This is a genomic window from Pigmentiphaga kullae (assembly GCF_004216695.1).
GTDB classification, from domain to species: domain Bacteria; phylum Pseudomonadota; class Gammaproteobacteria; order Burkholderiales; family Burkholderiaceae_B; genus Pigmentiphaga; species Pigmentiphaga kullae.
The window spans coordinates 178,727-195,215 of sequence record NZ_SGXC01000004.1 but is presented as its reverse complement, the minus strand read 5'-3'; the positions used below and the strand labels follow the sequence as shown (position 1 = coordinate 195,215).

At 69.0% G+C, this 16,489-nt stretch carries 16 protein-coding genes; 5 read left to right on the top strand and 11 right to left on the bottom strand.

Features of this window, described 5'->3' with window-relative positions; translation table 11 throughout:
- Positions 1-19 precede the first annotated feature (19 nt).
- The 3 genes from EV675_RS28980 to tyrS are packed head-to-tail and all read right to left on the bottom strand — an operon-like array spanning position 20 to position 2,635.
- Positions 20-673, bottom strand: coding sequence for a histidine phosphatase family protein (locus EV675_RS28980; RefSeq protein WP_130362135.1), 654 nt, complete (start codon positions 671-673; stop codon positions 20-22).
- Positions 666-1,316, bottom strand: coding sequence for a YbhB/YbcL family Raf kinase inhibitor-like protein (locus tag EV675_RS28975; protein ID WP_130362134.1), 651 nt, complete (start codon positions 1,314-1,316; stop codon positions 666-668). Before EV675_RS28975 ends, EV675_RS28980 begins: the two co-directional genes overlap by 8 nt.
- 41 nt (positions 1,317-1,357) lie before the next feature.
- Positions 1,358-2,635 carry a tyrosine--tRNA ligase gene (gene tyrS, locus EV675_RS28970; RefSeq protein WP_130362133.1) on the bottom strand — a complete coding sequence of 426 codons (1,278 nt, stop codon included), beginning with the start codon at positions 2,633-2,635 and terminating at the stop codon, positions 1,358-1,360.
- A 263-nt stretch (positions 2,636-2,898) separates the two neighbouring features.
- Here tyrS and EV675_RS28965 point away from each other — a divergent pair, with 263 nt between their 5' ends.
- The 4 genes from EV675_RS28965 to EV675_RS28950 all read left to right on the top strand — a co-directional run bounded on the left by EV675_RS28965 (position 2,899) and on the right by EV675_RS28950 (position 7,863).
- On the top strand, positions 2,899-4,350 hold the full coding sequence (locus EV675_RS28965; protein WP_242621651.1) for a M23 family metallopeptidase: 1,452 nt from the start codon (positions 2,899-2,901) through the stop codon (positions 4,348-4,350).
- A gap of 10 nt (positions 4,351-4,360) precedes the next feature.
- A complete protein-coding gene (locus EV675_RS28960) occupies positions 4,361-5,470 on the top strand; it encodes an anhydro-N-acetylmuramic acid kinase (protein ID WP_130362132.1) in 1,110 nt (369 codons plus the stop codon).
- Between the two features lie 237 nt (positions 5,471-5,707).
- Positions 5,708-6,652 (top strand): NAD(P)H-dependent flavin oxidoreductase, encoded by a 945-nt coding sequence (locus EV675_RS28955; protein ID WP_130362131.1) that lies wholly within the window; start codon positions 5,708-5,710, stop codon positions 6,650-6,652.
- Between the two features lie 20 nt (positions 6,653-6,672).
- Positions 6,673-7,863, top strand: a complete 1,191-nt coding sequence (locus EV675_RS28950; protein WP_165404830.1) for a CaiB/BaiF CoA transferase family protein — start codon at positions 6,673-6,675, stop codon at positions 7,861-7,863.
- On the opposite strand, the gene EV675_RS28945 is transcribed toward EV675_RS28950, so the two are convergent.
- From EV675_RS28945 to EV675_RS28910, 8 genes are all read right to left on the bottom strand, one after another.
- Complete coding sequence (locus tag EV675_RS28945; protein ID WP_130362129.1) at positions 7,858-8,361, bottom strand: aromatic-ring-hydroxylating dioxygenase subunit beta; 504 nt, start codon at positions 8,359-8,361, stop codon at positions 7,858-7,860. The genes EV675_RS28950 and EV675_RS28945 overlap by 6 nt on opposite strands.
- Before the next feature lie 13 nt (positions 8,362-8,374).
- Positions 8,375-9,697, bottom strand: coding sequence for an aromatic ring-hydroxylating oxygenase subunit alpha (locus EV675_RS28940; RefSeq protein ID WP_130362128.1), 1,323 nt, complete (start codon positions 9,695-9,697; stop codon positions 8,375-8,377).
- Positions 9,698-9,719: 22 nt separating this feature from the next.
- Positions 9,720-10,496 (bottom strand): SDR family NAD(P)-dependent oxidoreductase, encoded by a 777-nt coding sequence (locus EV675_RS28935; protein ID WP_130362127.1) that lies wholly within the window; start codon positions 10,494-10,496, stop codon positions 9,720-9,722.
- Positions 10,497-10,514: 18 nt separating this feature from the next.
- Positions 10,515-11,486 carry a Bug family tripartite tricarboxylate transporter substrate binding protein gene (locus EV675_RS28930; protein WP_130362126.1) on the bottom strand — a complete coding sequence of 324 codons (972 nt, stop codon included), beginning with the start codon at positions 11,484-11,486 and terminating at the stop codon, positions 10,515-10,517.
- A gap of 73 nt (positions 11,487-11,559) precedes the next feature.
- Positions 11,560-11,877 (bottom strand): non-heme iron oxygenase ferredoxin subunit, encoded by a 318-nt coding sequence (locus EV675_RS28925; RefSeq protein WP_130362125.1) that lies wholly within the window; start codon positions 11,875-11,877, stop codon positions 11,560-11,562.
- A gap of 11 nt (positions 11,878-11,888) precedes the next feature.
- On the bottom strand, positions 11,889-13,181 hold the full coding sequence (locus EV675_RS28920) for an NAD(P)/FAD-dependent oxidoreductase (protein WP_130362124.1): 1,293 nt from the start codon (positions 13,179-13,181) through the stop codon (positions 11,889-11,891).
- Positions 13,178-14,608: an MmgE/PrpD family protein gene (locus EV675_RS28915; RefSeq protein WP_130362123.1), complete on the bottom strand. Its 1,431-nt coding sequence runs from the start codon at positions 14,606-14,608 to the stop codon at positions 13,178-13,180. Before EV675_RS28915 ends, EV675_RS28920 begins: the two co-directional genes overlap by 4 nt.
- A 36-nt stretch (positions 14,609-14,644) precedes the next feature.
- Positions 14,645-15,442, bottom strand: coding sequence for an HpcH/HpaI aldolase family protein (locus tag EV675_RS28910; protein WP_130362122.1), 798 nt, complete (start codon positions 15,440-15,442; stop codon positions 14,645-14,647).
- Between the two features lie 241 nt (positions 15,443-15,683).
- Between EV675_RS28910 and EV675_RS28905 the strand changes: the two genes are divergently transcribed.
- Positions 15,684-16,481, top strand: a complete 798-nt coding sequence (locus tag EV675_RS28905; protein WP_130362121.1) for a GntR family transcriptional regulator — start codon at positions 15,684-15,686, stop codon at positions 16,479-16,481.
- Positions 16,482-16,489: the final 8 nt, after the last annotated feature.

Genomic DNA, 16,489 nt, shown 5'->3' with positions numbered 1-16,489 from the left:
GGGCTGGCCTCGAGGGCCGCTAGGCGGCGTCGGCCGGCTCTTCCCAGGCGTCCTGCCCGGCGCCTTCCAGGTGGGCCACGTCGCCCCAGCCGTCCACCCGCCAGTTGGCGGCATCGATCACCAGACGGTTGATGCTGACGTTGTGCAGCGTGTGCCGGCGCTCGGCCCGCAGCGACAGCCCTTCGGCATGGCGATAGGCGGTGTCCAGCACGCCGCTGTGGGTGAACACCAGCACACGTTCGCCATCGTGGGCCGCGGCGATGCGGTCCAGCGTGGCCACCACCCGCCGGTGGAACTGGCGCAGCGATTCGCCGCCATCGAGTTCGTAGTCCGGATGCCGTTCGCGCACGGCCACCGCGGCCTGGGGATGGCGCTCGGCCAGTTCGTCGAAGCTGAGTCCCTCGAAGACGCCGTACTTGCGTTCACGCAGGCCGGCATCGAGCTGCACGTCCAGCCCCAGCCTGTCCGCCGTGGGGCGGGCGGTATCGTGGGCCCGAGCGAGATCGCTGCTGTAGATGGCATGCACGCGGTCGCGCCCGGGCCGGAACCGGGCGGCGACCTGCTCGGCCTGGGCGCGGCCAAGCGCGTTCAGGGCGATGTCGAGCGTCCCCTGCACCCGGCGCAAGCGGTTCCATTCGGTCTCGCCGTGCCGGATCAGCCAGAGCTCAGTCATTGGGCGCGATCCGGCGCGGCGCCAGGGCCGGATTCAGCGTGTAGGTGCCGGTGATGGCCGCCTGTCCCAGCACGTGCTTGTCGATCGCGCGGCGCACGTCGGTCCCGCCGAACCTGCCGTCGACATCGACCTTGGGCACGTCCAGCGCATACACCGTGAACACGTAGTGGTGGACGATGGAATCGTTCCACGGCGGGCACGGGCCGTCGTAGCCGTAGTAGTCGCCGCTCATGTCGTGGTCGGCCGCGAACCACCCGGTGTAGTCGTTGACGCCCTGGCGGGTATCGCCGGGGGCCATCGGGCCGGCCTTGCCGCGCGGCGTCACGCCGTTGCAGAACTCGCCTTCCTCGATCTCGGTCTTGCCGGCCGGCACGTCCACCAGCACCCAGTGGAAGAAGTCCACGCGCGGCAGGTCGGCCGGCACCTGCTTGCCGGCCTGGTTGACGTCGTCGCCCTTGCTGGGCACGTCGTAGTCATGGCAAATGATCGCGAACGATTGCGTGCCGGCGGGCACGTCGCTCCAGGCCAGGTGGGGATTGACGTTGTCGGACAGCGTCACCTGGGTCTTGGGGTCGATCTTGCCGAAGGCATAACGCGCGGGGATGGGTTCGCCATCCATGAAGGAATTGCTCCAGAGCTTCATCGCGATACTCCTAAAAATCGTCTACCTGGACTCCGGTCTTCTCATCGTACCGTGACGCGGGCGAACTTTCGTTTACCAACTTGTACGACGTAGGTGCCGGCCTCCAGCTTCAGGCCCTTGTCTTCGACCTTGGCCGAATCGATGCGCACGCCCCCCTGTTCGATGTTGCGCTGGGCTTCGGAGGCCGAGGCGCACAGCCCCGCCTCGCGCAGCACCTGCAGGATGCCCAGCGGGGCGCCCGCCAGCGAGACCTCCGGCATCTGGTCGGGGATGGCCTTCTGCTTGAAACGGGCCTCGAAGCCGGCCAGGGCCTGTTCGGCGGCGGCCGCCGAGTGAAAACGTGTAACGATTTCCTGGGCCAGCAGCACCTTGATGTCGCGCGGGTTGCGGCCGCCTTCCGCCTCGCGCCTGAGGCCGGCGATCTCTTCCAGCGACCGGAACGACAGCAGTTCGTAGTAGCGCCACATCAACGTGTCGGAAATCGACATGAGCTTGCCGAACATCGATTCGGGCGTCTCGGAAATGCCGATGTAGTTGTTCTTGGACTTGGACATCTTCTCGACGCCGTCCGTCCCTTCCAGCAGCGGCATGGTCAGGATGCACTGGGGCTCCTGGCCGTACTCCTTCTGCAGCTCGCGCCCCACCAGCAGGTTGAATTTCTGGTCGGTGCCGCCCAGCTCCAGATCCGATTTCAGCGCCACCGAGTCGTAGCCCTGCATCAGGGGGTACAGGAATTCGTGGACCGAGATGGGCACGCCGCCCTTGAAGCGCTTGGTGAAATCCTCGCGTTCCAGCATGCGGGCCACGGTGTAGCGCGAGGCCAGCTGGATCATGCCGCGCGCGCCCAGCGGGTCGCACCATTCCGAGTTGTAGCGGACTTCGGTGCGGGCCGGGTCCAGCACCAGGCTGGCCTGGGCATAGTAGGTCTTGGCGTTGGCCTCGATCTGTTCGCGGGTCAGCGGCGGGCGGGTGGCGTTGCGGCCGCTGGGGTCGCCGATCATCGAGGTGAAGTCGCCGATCAGGAAGATGACCGTGTGGCCCAGCTCCTGCAGCTGGCGCATCTTGTTCAGGACGACCGTGTGGCCCAGGTGGATGTCGGGCGCCGTAGGATCCAGGCCGAGCTTGATGCGCAGCGGCACGCCGGTGGCCCGGCTGCGGGCCAGCTTGCGCGCGAATTCGGCCTCGACCAGCAGCTCGTCGCAGCCGCGCCGCACAATGGCCAGGTCCCGCTCGACCTCCGGTGTAACCGGATATGTCGCCGCCGCCCCGGGCGTGCCAGAGGGAAGGGATGCGGACGAGGCGGGTTTCGTTTCGGTCATGGCGCGGACAGCTCTGGAAAGTGTGTCAAGTGTAAACAATCGTATTGGCAGGCCCGGGGGAGTTTCTATATACTCGGCCCGTTTCGGCGATATCCCGTTGTTACAAATATGAAGGCGCGGGTTCGGTTCATGAATCGAGCCCAGCGACGCTATTTGTGCTTCGCAACAAAGTTGCGGCAATACAACGGGGGCCGGGACACGCCGCGCTCCGGACCCGCACTCCGAAGCAATTCTAGCCCAACCGACCCCAGGGGCCAGGCCGCATGAACCGTAAGTTTTCCGGCATCGCCGGCGCGATGCTCAAGCGCATCGCCGCAGCGGTGCAACAAACCCTCTCCCGCATCACCTCCCACCCCGCCACCCTGACCATCACCTCGTCGCCGCTGAAACGCCGCATCGTCATCGGCACCGGCGCGGCCGGCCTGTTCGTCACCGCCGCCGCCATCGGCGTCGCGCCGCTGGCGCCGGACGCCTCCACCCTGCCCACGACCCGCATCGTCGAGTCGCTGGCCCTGCCGGACCTGTCCGAGCAAGTGGCCGAGCAGGAAGCCAAGGCGCCGGACTTCATCCGCGAGGAACGCGTCCAGCGCGGCGACTCGGTCGCCACGCTGCTGAACCGCCTGGGCGTGGACGACCCCGAGCTCGAGCGCTTCATCCGCACCTCGCCCGACGCCCGCAGCTTCTACCAGCTCTACCCCGGCCGCGTGGTCCAGGCGTCCACCGACGCGCTGGGCGAAGTCCGCTGGCTGCGCTACATCCATACCCCGGGCGCCGAGTCCGGGGACAAGGTCGTCTCGCGCATGCTGCAGATCGAGCGCTCGGCGCAGGGCCTGTCGGCCCGCGACGTGCAGCTCGACACCGAACGCGAGACCCGCATCGCCCACGGCGAGATCTACAGCTCGCTGTTCGGCGCCACCGACGCCGCCGACATCCCCGACAGCGTGGCCACCCAGATCGCCGAGATCCTGTCGGGCGACATCGACTTCCACCGCGACCTGCGCCGCGGCGACCACTTCAACGTGGTCTACGAAACCTATACCCACCAGGGCAACTACGTGCGGGCCGGCAAGGTCATCGCGCTCGAATTCGTCAACAAGGGCACGCCCTACCAGGCCGTCTGGTTCGACCAGCAGCCGGGCGTCAGCGGCGGCTACTACACCTTCGACGGCAAAAGCCTGCGCAAGGCCTTCCTGCGCGCGCCCATGGAATTCACCCGGGTCACGTCCGGCTTCTCGCGCCGCTTTCACCCCATCCTGAAGACCTGGCGCGAGCACAAGGGCGTGGACTATGGCGCGCCCACCGGCACGCCCATCCGCAGCACCGCCGACGGCACCATCGACTTCATCGGCAGGCAGAACGGCTACGGCAACGTGGTCGTGGTCCGCCACCATGGCCAGTACTCCACGCTGTACGCCCACATGAGCGCGTTCGCGCCGGGCCTGGCCAAGGGCGCCCGCGTCAGCCAGGGCCAGTTCATCGGCCGCGTCGGTTCGACCGGCTGGGCCACCGGCCCGCACCTGCACTACGAGTTCCGCATCGCCGGCAAGCCGGTCGATCCGCTCACCGTCGCCCTGCCGCAGGCCCCCGAGCTCAATGCCCGCGGCCTCGCCCTGTTCAAGCAGCAGACCGATCCGCTGCGCCACCAGATGTCGCTGCTGGCCCAGTTGAAGGACTACAGCATGCCGGCGGGCGACACGTCGCTGGCCAGCCAGTAAGGCGCCCGCCATGGCCGGGATGGAACCGTACATCGGCCTGATGTCGGGAACCAGCCTGGACGGCGTGGATGGCGTGGCCGCCGTGTTCGACGGCGGCCGGCCCCGCATCCTCGCGCACGCCGACATCGCCATGCCGCCGGCCCTGCGGGCCGAGCTGCTGGCCCTGAACACGCCGGGCCCGGACGAAATCCACAGGATGTCGCAAGCCGGCCTGGCCCTGGCGGACCTGTATGCCCGCGTCGTCGCCGAACTGCTGGCGCGGACCGGCCTGGACGCCGCGCGGGTCCGAGCGATCGGCGCCCACGGACAGACCATCCGCCACCGTCCCGATGCCGGCTACACCGTGCAGTTGAACGCCCCCGCCCGCCTGGCCGAACGAACGGGCATCGCGGTCGTGGCCGATCTGCGCAGCCGCGACGTGGCCGCGGGCGGCCATGGCGCCCCGCTGGCGCCGGCCTTCCACGCGGCGGTGTTCGGCGCCGGGCGGCCGCGGGCCGTGGTCAACCTGGGCGGCATCGCCAACGTCACGCTGCTGTCGCCCGCCGGAGTCGTGGGCTACGACACCGGCCCCGCCAACCTGCTCTTGGACGCCTGGTGCGTCCGCCATACCGGCCGCGACTACGACGAAGACGGCCGCTACGCGGCCTCCGGCACGGCGCGGCCCGACCTGCTGGCCGAACTCATTGCTTCCGAACCGTGGCTGGCGGCACCGCCGCCCAAATCCACGGGACGCGATCTGTTCAACACCGCGTGGCTGGACCAGCGCCTGCAGGCCTGGCAGGCCCGCCACGGCACGCTGGACCCGGCCGACGTGCAGGCCACGCTGCAGGCCCTGACGGTCGAGACGGTGGCGCGCGAGATACGCCGCCAGCAGCCCGGCTGCGAACAGGTCTGGGTCTGCGGCGGCGGCGCGCGCAACGGCGGCCTGATGCGGGCCCTGGCCGGGGCATTGCCCTGCCCCGTGGCGCCCTCCGACGACGCGGGCGTACCGGCCCAGCAGATGGAGGCGCTGGCCTTCGCCTGGCTGGCCCATCGCCACGTTGCCGGCCTGCCCGGCAACCTGCCCGCCGTGACCGGCGCGGCCGGTCCCCGCGTGCTGGGCGCCTACTACCCCGCGTAGGCCGCTCCGCACCGCTTCCGGCGGCTTTCCCTCTTCCGCTGCCTTTCCATGCCACGCCTGGGTTGCGTTCGCCCAGCCCCTAAAATGAATACATTTTTATCGACAAGCAGCAAATTCCTCTAGGTTAAACACCTAGAATCCACCTAAAAATATTGACCTTCAGTATAAAAATACATACATTTCACCAAGTCTTTTCTAGCGACCAGACCGGGGTGACCCCGGCCTCCCAGGAGCACCATGAGCTTCCTCGCAGGTCTACGTCTTCCGGTCTTCGCCGCCCCCATGTTCCTGGTGTCCGGACCGGAACTGGTCATCGCCGCCGCCCGTGCCGGCATCATCGGCGCCTTCCCCAACAACAACGTCCGCACCAGCCAGGACTACGGCGAGTGGCTGCGCCGGATCAGCGACGCCCTGGGCCCCCATGGCGCCTCCGGCGCCCTGCCCTGGGCGGCGAACCTGATCACGCATTCGACCAATACCCGGCTGCCCGGCGACCTGGAACAGGTCAGGCGATTCCGCCCGCCCATCGTCATCACCTCGCTGGGCAGCCCGCGTCCGGTCATGGAAACCGTGCATGGCTACGGCGGCCTGGTGTTCGCCGACGTCATCGACCTGCGGCTGGCGCGCAAAGCCGCCGAAGCCGGGGTCGACGGCCTGGTCTGCGTCTGCGCGGGGGCGGGCGGGCACACGGGCCGGTTGTCCCCGTTCGCCTTCGTATCCGCGGTGCGCGCCTGCTTCGACGGCTACATCGTCGCGGGCGGCGGTATCGCCGACGGCTGGGGCATCGCCGGGGCGCTGGCGGCGGGCGCGGACTTCGTCTACATGGGCACGCGCTTCCTGGCGACCGAGGAAAGCATCGCCGCCGAAGCGCACAAGCGCATGGTCGCCGACTGCGGCATCGGCGACCTGCTGGTCAGCGACGCCATCACCGGCACCCCGGCCTCCTGGCTGGTGCCCTCGCTGGTGCAGTGCGGCCTGGATCCGGCCAACCTGCCCTCGCCCAGGGAGCGCGTCTACGACAGCGGCCGCAGCAAGGAAACCCGGCGATGGAAGGATGTCTGGTCGGCCGGCCAGGGGCTGGGCGCCGTGCGGGACATCGCGCCGGTCGCTCAGGTCGTGGACGGGCTGGAAGACGAATTCCGGGCGGCGCGCACGCGCTTCCTTGCCCTGGGCCGGGCCTGACCCCCACGCAGGAGACATTCGTGACATTCGCAGACACGCCGCGCAGCGGCCCGCTGGCCGGCGTCAAGGTCCTGGACCTGACCTGGGTCATCCTGGGCCCTTTCTGCACCCAGATGCTGGCCGACCACGGCGCCGACGTCATCAAGCTGGAAGCGCCCGAGGGCGACCCCATGCGGGCAGTGGGACCGCGCCGCACGAACGACATGGGCCCCTCCTTCCTGCAGTTGAACCGCAACAAGCGCAGCATGGCGCTGGACCTGAAGCAGGCGTCATCGCGGCAGGTGCTGGAGCGGCTGATCGCCTGGTGCGACGTATTCGTCAGCAACATGCGGCCGCAGGCGCTGGAGCGCCTGGGCCTGGACTACGACAGCATCCGGCGCGTGAATCCCAAGGTGGTCTACGTGAGCTGCTCGGGCTTCGGCGAGGACGGCCCCTATGCCGGACGGCCCGCCTTCGACGAAGTGATCCAGGCCATGACCGGGCTGGCGGCGGCCCGGGCGCGCGAACGCGACGGCATGCCGCAGTCGTGTCCGTTCCCGCTGGCCGACCGCTACGCCGGCCTCTATGCCGCGTTCTGCATCGGCGCCGCGCTGGCCGCCGTGGCCCGCGACGGCACGGGGCAGAAGCTGGAAATCCCGATGTTCGAAGTGATCGCGCAACTGGTGCTGGCCGACCACATGATAGGCAGCGTCTTCGATCCGCCCGAGTCGGCGCCGGGATACGACCGCTACCTGAACGGCCAGCGCACCTATTTCCGCACGGCGGACGGCCACCTGTGCGCCGCCATCAACACCGATCGCCAGTGGCGCAAGTTCCTCGAAGCGGCGGGCCGCGCCGACCTGCTGGCCCACCCCTCGTTCGCCACCCGCGCCGCGCGCGCCCGCGAGGCGCGGGCCGTCGACCTCCAGTTGCGGGAACTGTTCGCCGGCGGCACCACCGCGCGCTGGCTGGCGCTGCTGGAAGAAGCCGAGGTCCCGGCGGCACCGGTGCGGGGCATCGCCGACCTGGTGAACGACCCGCACCTGGCGGCGGTGGATTTCTTCATCCACGCGCCGCACCCCACGCAGGGCAACCTGCGCATGCCGGGCTTTCCCGCGCGCTGGAGCGCCACGCCGCCCTCGTACCGGCGGGGCGCGCCGGCACTGGGGCAGCACACGCAAGAGATACTCAGGGAACTGGGCCTGGACGACGGCCCGGGGCCCGCGTCATAGCAGGAAGGTCAGGTTGCCCAGCCAGGCGTCGTGGTTCATCAGCGTGATGGTCTTGCGGACGATCCGCATGCCCTGGTCGGTCGGGCGGCAAATGTGCTCCATCGTCGTCACCAGCGGCTGGATCTCGCCGATGCCGACCTGCGCGCTGTCGCCGGTACGCATCTCGTAGATCACCTGGTTGGACTTCACCAGGAAACCTTCCTCGTGTTCCTGCACGCGCACGTTGCCGATCAGGTGCAGGGTGCGCGACGGCGGCGATTGCGCGGGAAACTCCACGTGCAGCAGGTGATAGACCCGCTCTTCCCGGCGCAGCGTGTCGTCGTGGACGATGGCGGCGTTCTGGCCCGGCTCCTCGGCCGGGTCGAGCGGTATCCAGTACAGCCCGTCCTCGGTGAAAAGCTTGAGCCAGTCGTCCAGCTGCCGGGTGTCGAGCAGGTCCGCTTCGTGTATCAGCAGGGTTTCCGCGTCCGCGCGGTTCAATGTCGTGGGGAAATGCATGCGCCCGGTCTCCTCAGCGTCGCGCCATCAGTTGCTTCCATGCCAGCCACAGCGCACGCTGGGGCGCCTCGCTGGCCGGCAGGCCCTTGATGTCGCCGCTGGCCAGTTTCTCGTCCGTCTGCAGCCCGCGCTCCAGCACCAGCCACTCCACCGCGCTGCCCGCCAGCCCCTGCTGGTTGCGCGCGAAGATATCGACGTCGTCGGCCATGCCGTGGCCGGCCGGCCCGTAGAAGCGCTCCTGGCTGCGCATCCAGCCCTCGTTGAACTCGCGCGGCGCATCGACCAGGTCGTACAGGTAGATGGTGACCTCGGTCAGGTCCGGCGCGATCGGTCGCCAGGTGCGGATCTGCTGGTGGATCAGGCCGAGGTTGGGAAAGATCGTGCCCGACATGCGTCCGACCACGAAGGCGAACTCCTCTTCGCCGTGGATGTCCCGCAGGGCCTCGTAGTAGGCGCGGTGCGGCCCGTTCAGCAAGGCCTCGGGATCGGCCGTGCCGGAGTTCTCCAGTTGGGCGTGGCCGTGGCGCAGCGCCCAGCTCGACCCCTTGAAGCGGATCTGGCGCATGGCCTTGGCCGAGCCGCCCTTGTGCGCACCGTAGTCGCCTGTGCTTTCGCCGTACTTGGCCTGCAGCGCGACGAAGCCCTTGTGCGTATGCAGGAAGTGGTAGGCATCGACGATGTTCTCGATCTGGAATTTCCAGTTGCCCTGGTAGCGCATGACGAACGGCTTGCCGCGCAGCGCGATGCGCCCCGCCGGCGAGCGGCCGAACTTGCGGTCTATGGTCTTCTTGGCGCGCCCCAGGTAGGTGTCCAGGTCGACGGCGTCCGGGTCCAGGTTGGCGAAGATCAGCCCGCGGTAGGCATCGACCTTCGGCACCCGGTGCAGCCCCTCGGGCGCGTCGAAGTCGGGGGCATAGCCGCCCGAATCGTTGCGCTCGGACACGGCCAGCAGCCTGCCGTCCAGGCCGAACACCCAGCCATGGTAGGGGCAGGTGAAGTCGCGGACCGTGCCACGGGTTTCGCGCGCGATCACCGCGCCGCGGTGCACGCAGCGGTTGACCAGCACGTGCACCGAGCCGTCGTCCGCCCGCGAGACGATGACGGGCTGCGTCCCGATGTAGGCCGTCTTGAAATCGCCCGGGTTGGGGATCTCGCTTTCGTGGCCGACATAGACCCAGACCTTCGAGAAGACGCGCGCCATCTCGGCGTCGAACACCGCCTGATCGGTATAGGCGCGCGTGTGCACGCGGAAATGGCGTTCGTCCTGCCAGATCAGCGACGACGGATCCAGCCCGGCCTCCCCGCCCCCATGCTCTCTTGCAAACATCGCAGACATATCGATTCCTATCCTCCAACCACTAATCCATGAACCTGCCGCCCGACAGGTTCAGCGTTTCGCCCGTCACGTACGCGCCATGGCGCGAGGCCAGGTAGAACACCGCGTGCGCCGCCTCGATGGAGCGGCCCACGCGGCCGACGGGAATACCCCTGACCACTTCCTGCATGCGGGCTTCGCTCGCGCCCGCCACCTGCACGTCGAACAATGACGTGGCGATCACGTTGACCGTGACGCCATGGGGCGCCAGCTCCGCCGCCATCACCCGCGAATAAGCGATCAGCCCGCCCTTGGCCGCCGCATACGGCGCCACGTGCCGGTGCACGCCGGTCTTGCCCGACATCGAGGAGAAGGACACGATGCGGCCACGGCCGCGTTCCTTCATCCGGCGCGCCGCGGCCTGTATGCACAGGATGGGCCCCACCAGTTCCCGCTCGATCACGTTGCGGTAGCGCGCGGCATGGATGTCCAGCGCATCCGCCGTGCTGACCGGCGCGGCCACGTTCACGAGGATGTCCAGCCCGCCGAGTTGCGCCATGCAGGCGTCGAAGAAGCGCTCGACCTCGGTCTCGTCTTCCGTGTCCACGGTCAGGCAGGCGACGCCATAGGCACGCGCCACCGAGGCCGCGTGCGCCGCGTCTTCGGCCGGCGTCACGCCGATCACGACCTTGGCGCCGCGCGCGGCGAACGCCCGCAGCAGCTCCGGGCCCGACCCCAGCGCGCCGCCCACCAGGACGACGGCGGAGCCGGAGAACTCGCCCGGATCGCCGGGTGTCTCGCACTTGAACGTGTCGTCCATGGCGGCTTCCTCCCGGGCTCAGTTGGCCGTGATGTTGTTCTTGCGAATGATCTGGGTGAAGCGCGCGAGCTGCATGTCCATCAGTTCCTGCAGCGCCCGCGGCGACGACGGCTTCACGTCCAGCCCGGTCTTCTCCAGCGCCGACTTGACGTCGGGCAGCTCCAGGATGCGCGTCATCTCCTTGTTGAGCTTGTCGATCACGGCGGCCGGCGTCCCCTTGGGCGCCAGGAAGCCGTACCAGGCCGGCATGCCCGGCGTGATGCCCAACTCCGCGAACGACGGCACGCCGGGCGCGCTGCGCTGGCGCTCGGGACTCGACACGCCCAGGTTGCGCAACTGGCCGGACTCGACGAAGGGCCGCAGCGTATGGGTGGCGACGAACATGGCGTCCACGTGCCCCGCGATCACATCGTTGACGCCGGGCGCCGTGCCCTTGTAGGGCACGTGCAGGAACGAGGTGTGCGTGGCGTCCTCGAACTCGGCCAGCAGGATGTGCGACGGCGACCCCACGCCCGCGGACGCGAAGTTGATCTTGCCGGGATTGGCCTTGGCCGCGGCCACCAGATCGGCCATCGTGCGGTAGCCCTTGCCGGGATTCACCGCCAGCGAGTTGGTGCCGCGCGCCGCGATCATCACCGGCGTCAGGTCCTTCATGGGGTTGAAGGTCGGCGAGGGATACAGGATGGACGTGATGACGAGATTGCTCGCGGTCACCACCAACGTATAGCCGTCGGGCGCCGAGCGCGCCACCTGCTCTGCACCGAGGTGACCGGCCAGGCCGGTCTTGTTCTCGACGATGACGGGCTGCTTCCAGCTTTCGAACAGTTTTTCGCCGACCAGCCTGGCGATGTTGTCCATGCCCGTTCCCGGGGTGAAGGGAACGATGAAGCGCAGCGGTCTGGACGGAAAATCGACCGCCGCGTCGGCCGCTGCCACGGCGGTCGATACACAGCCAAAGGCCAGGAGCACAGCACACGACGTGATACGCATTTGACTCTCCCAAGAGATGGACGGACACGAAGGACATTCCTCCGCGCTTTGCTGCAGGACGCCGGCCCGGGCGTCAGCCCGAGGGAGGCACGTCGACCAGCACCATGCCTTCCTCGATACGTACCGGATACACCTTGATGGGAACGCTGACCGGGCCCGAGACCGGGCGGCCGGTGGGAATGTGGAATACGCCTTCGTGCAGGGGGCACTCCACGCAGTCGCCGCTGACGAAGCCTTCCGACAGGTGCGCCTTCGCGTGCGTGCAGATGTCGTGCGTGGCATGGACGCGGCCATCCAGCTTGTACAGCGCGAGCGGCTCGCCCTCCACGCACACCGGGACGGCGTCGCCCTCGGGTACGTCCTCGAACTTGATCGTCTGGCACCAGACCATGAAGACTCCGTCTATGACCGGGAATGGCCCGGCGCCCGGCCGCGCTGCTGCGCATTGCGCAGCGCCGCCGCCAGCGGCACCGCCGGGTCCGCCAGTTCCTCGGCGTCCACGCCCCGGCCGGCGGCCACGAGCTGGCGCACGACGCGGCGCTCCCGTCCGCTGTTGAACAGTTCCGCTCCGACCAGCACGCCGGCCGCATCGAAATGGAAACCCACCGCCTTGCCCGTGCCGGCCTCGCGCGCGACGTGCCGCACGGCCCCCGCCGGCCAGCCGATGATCTGCAGGTTCATGTCGAACTGGTCCGTCCAGAACCACGGCGCATCGTCGGCGGCGGGCTCCGCCGATTGCGGCCCGCCGCCCTGCTCGGCCCGCGCGATGGTGGCGGCGGCCCGCGCGGCCTGCCGCTCGGCGTTCTCCCAGGACTCCAGGCGGACGCGACAGCCGCCGCCCGCATCGCGCGGCGCGGCGATGTCGCCGATCGCATAGATGCCTTGCGCCGACGTCCGGCACGCCTCGTCCACCAGAACGCCGTGCACGGGCGGCGGATTCAGGGCCAGGCCCGCGTGCGCGGCCAGGGCCACGTCGGGCGTCGCGCCCATGCCGGCCAGCACCACGTCCGCTTCGCCCCGCGTGCCATCGTCCAATACATACTGGAATGCCGCTCCCGCGCGACCGATGTCCAAGGGCGCGCAACCCAGCTTCACTTCCACGCCCTGCCCGGCATGCAGGGCAAGCACGCGTCCGGCCGCCCATGCGCTGACGGCGCGCGGCAGCAGCCTCGGCTGTTTCTCCACCACCGTCACGCGGCACCCCAGACGGGTGGCGGACGCGGCCACCTCCAGCCCCACGAAGCCGCCGCCGATCAGCAGCACGCGCTGCCCGGGACGCAATGCCTGCCTGAGGCGCGCGGCATCGGCCGCGTTGCGCAGGGCCAGCACGTCGCCCGGCGCCAGGCCGGCGAAGGCCGGCATCCGCGCCACGGAACCGGTCGCCAGTACCAGGTGGCGATAGGCGATGGACGCGCCATCGGCAAGCTCCACGCGGCGCGCGGCCGGATCGATGGCGGCCGCCCGGGCCGACGGCCGCAGGACGATGCCAGCGGCCGCGTAGCTGTCCGCCGGCGCGATCGGCGCCAGGCGGCCGTCCTCCAGCAGGAAGGACTTGGACAGCGGCGGCCGCTCGTAGGGCTCGGCCCCCTCGTCGCCCAGCAGCGTGACCGGCCCGGCGTAGCCCGCCTGGCGCAAGGCATGGGCGCAACGCGCCCCCGCATGGCCGGCGCCGACGATGACCACGCCGGGCATCATGGCGCCTCCACCCCCTGCGCGCCGGCGCCCAGCAGGGCGCACAGCGGCTGGAGACTGGCCGCCGCGTCCAGCGCCCGGACCGCTTCCAGGATGTCCCGGGTGCGCCGCGCGCCCATGACCGGCTCGACGTTGACGCGCAGCTTTTCCTCGAAATCGGCGTCGGAGAAAGGCTTGAGCCGGTGCCCGGGCGGCGGGCCGGCCTCGCCCACGACCACCTCGCCGGTGTCGAGCGTGACCTCGACCCGCGCCAGGAATCCCGCGGCCGCGCCGCCGCCCAGCTCGGCGGCCGGTTCGACCACCAGCCGGTCGTTGAGCAGCGTCCGCACATCGGGACGCATGACCCGTTCCTTGTCGAAGGTGCCCGTGTCCACCCGGCCGTCCAGCAGCGCCATCGCGACGATGCAGGGCAGCGAATGGTCGGCCGTCTCACGCGATACCGGATGCCACGGATCCGCCCGCTGGCTGACCAGATGGTCGTACACGCCCTCGTCGGCCAGCACGCGGATGCCCGCGATCCGCGCGGGATCGGGAATCCGGCGCCGCGCCTCCAGCGCGGCCTGGATGGCGCTCTGCCCGCGCGATCCGACCGGCCACAGCTTGTAGGTCACGCGCTCGACGGCCGACAGGGGCTGCGCGGGATCCAGGCGCCGCAGCAGCGCCGCGCGGTCGTCCTCGGCCAGTTCGAGACGCGCCAGGAAACCGTATCTGCCCTCGAACGGACGCACCGCGCCTTCGGCGCCCGCTTCCGCAAGCAAGCAGGCATACACCGACTGCCTGACGGCGTCGCTGCCGTTGAACCGCTTCCACATGGTCAGGTCGCCGCGCCGGTTCAGGTCATTGGACTCGACCTCCAGGCTGGCGGCATGGGGAATCACGGTGATCGCCAGGGCGTCGGCGGTCTGGTCTTCGGACAGGCCCAGCATGCGGGCGGCCGCGCAAGTGCAGGCGATGGCCACGATGTTGGGGTAGTCCAGGCCGCCGTTGCGCAAGCGCAGGCCGTCGAACAGCGCCACCGCGACCTCGTAGCCCAGCGCGATGGCGCCGATCAGCCGCTTGCCGTCGATGCCGCGCCATTGCGCCAGGGCCATCAGTCCCGGGATCATGTCGCTGGGGTGGCCGCCCGACTTGCCGATGTACAGGTCGTTGTAGTCATAGGCCCGCAGCGGCACGCCGTTCACCAGCGCCGCGGCTTCGGCGGTAACGCATTCGCCCGTGCCCCATATCGTCGCCCCCCGGGCCACGATGGCATGGCGCGCGTAGCGCCGGGCCGCCACGGCGGCGGGATGCGTCAGGGCGCCCAGCGCCACGGCCAGCGTATCCAGCAGCGCGGCCTTCACCGCGCGGTCCACCGACACGCCGCATTCCAGCGCCGCGTGCCGGGAGTACGCAGCCAGGGCCCGCAGCATGCGATCGGAAGTCGTTGTCACTCTGTCTTTCTCCAGGTATCCGGACCGATGCCGGGGTCAGGTATAGCCCTGGGCCTTGCCGGCCCCTTGCGCCTCGCCCAGCGCCGCGCGGATTTCCTGGCGCGCGCCAGCCTGCAGCAGGGCGGAATCCTTGATGACGGTGATCAGGCCGAACCCGCGTTCGGCGTAGGCGCGGCCGGACGTTCCGCTGGCGCACTGGATCCCGGCGACGATGCCGTGCCGGCGGCAGGCCTGAAAGATCCGTTCGACCGCGGCGACGTGCTCGGCCTCGGTCTTGTCCAGGTCAGGCGGCAGCCCCAGTCCCAGGGCCAGGTCGGCCGGGCCGATGTAGATGCCGTCCAGGCCTGGCGTGGACGCGATATCGTCGATGTTGTCCAGCGCCTCGCGGGTCTCGACCATGACGAAGCACAGCACGGCGTTGCCCAAGGCCTGCGTGTCGCGGGTGGCGCTGACCAGCGCGGCGCGGATGGGGCCGTAGGACCGTATGCCCGAAGGCGGATAGCGGCACGCCCGGACCGCCGCGGCGGCTTCGTCGCGGGTATTGACCAGCGGCACGATGACGCCCTGGGCGCCCGCATCCAGCGCCTTGCCTATCATCCACCCCTCGTTGGCCGGCACCCGGGTGAACGGCGCCACGCCCCGTCCCTCGGCGGCGCGATACATGTCCAGGGTCTGCGCATAGTCGATCAGCCCATGCTGCTGGTCGACGCAGACATACCCCACGCCCTGTTGCGCGATCAGCTCCACGGAAAACGGCGTGGGCAGCACCGCCCAGCCGCCGAATACCGGCTTCCCGGCCCGCCATGCCTCGCGCAAGACTCCCGCTGTGCTCATCTCCAACCCCTGAAAATGGATGCACTATGATTACATCAATCTCCAAAAAAGGATACATTTTTGTCGAACATATAGGGTAAACACCAAAAATACTCAATGAATTTGGCCTAATCTTCGTCAAGACAAGAATATAAGACTTAAAAATGAATACATTTTTGGCGTTTTGCAGATGTGATACTGTCTGAAGCAAAAGCGCATATCAAGACTCTCTCAGGCATCATCGGAATCACAGGGTGACTCAGTGACCCACGACTCGACCGGCAGCGACGCGGCGCTGCACCAGAACGGCCAGGACGGCCCCCTTGCCGTGCCTCCCGTACCGCCGCCCGCCCAGCCTCGCGCCTCGCGCGGGGACCTGCACGACGTGTACGAACGCTTGCGCCATGACATCCTGGACGGCAGCATCGCGGCCGGGTCCATGCTGAACCAGGTACACATCGCCAAGCGGCTGAACGTCAGCCGCACTCCCGTGCGGGAAGCGCTGCGCATGCTTCAGGCCGAAGGCCTGGTCGAGGTCAATTTCCAGCACCGGATCCGGGTCGTCCCCATCACGCCCGAGGAAATCGATTCGGTCTACGCCATGTGGCTGCTGATGGCCTGCCTGGGCATCTCGTTGACCGTGCCGCGGCTGGACGCGGACGACCTGGCGCGCATCCGCGCGGCGCTCGAAGCCATGAACGGCAGCCAGCCGGCGGGCGACTGGGCGCACCGCCACATCGAATTCCACAAATTGCTGATCATGCACGCGGGCGACCACATCGTGACCGCATACGAAAATTGCCGCACCAACTCCGAGCGCGCCCGCAAATCGTTCATGGGGCAGCAGCAGCCGTATTCCTGGCTGGCATCGGAAGAAGAACACAGCGCGCTGGTCGACGCCTATGCGGCGCGGGACCAGGACCGGGCGATCCAGATCATGAGCCGCCAGTTGTCCCGCATCGCGCTGACGGTGATGGGCAACATCGATCCCACCTACGAACCGACGGCGATCCGGCAAGCCATGAAGCTGGTGGCGCGGCCCGCGGGCGCGGGCCGCTGAAGGGTCGG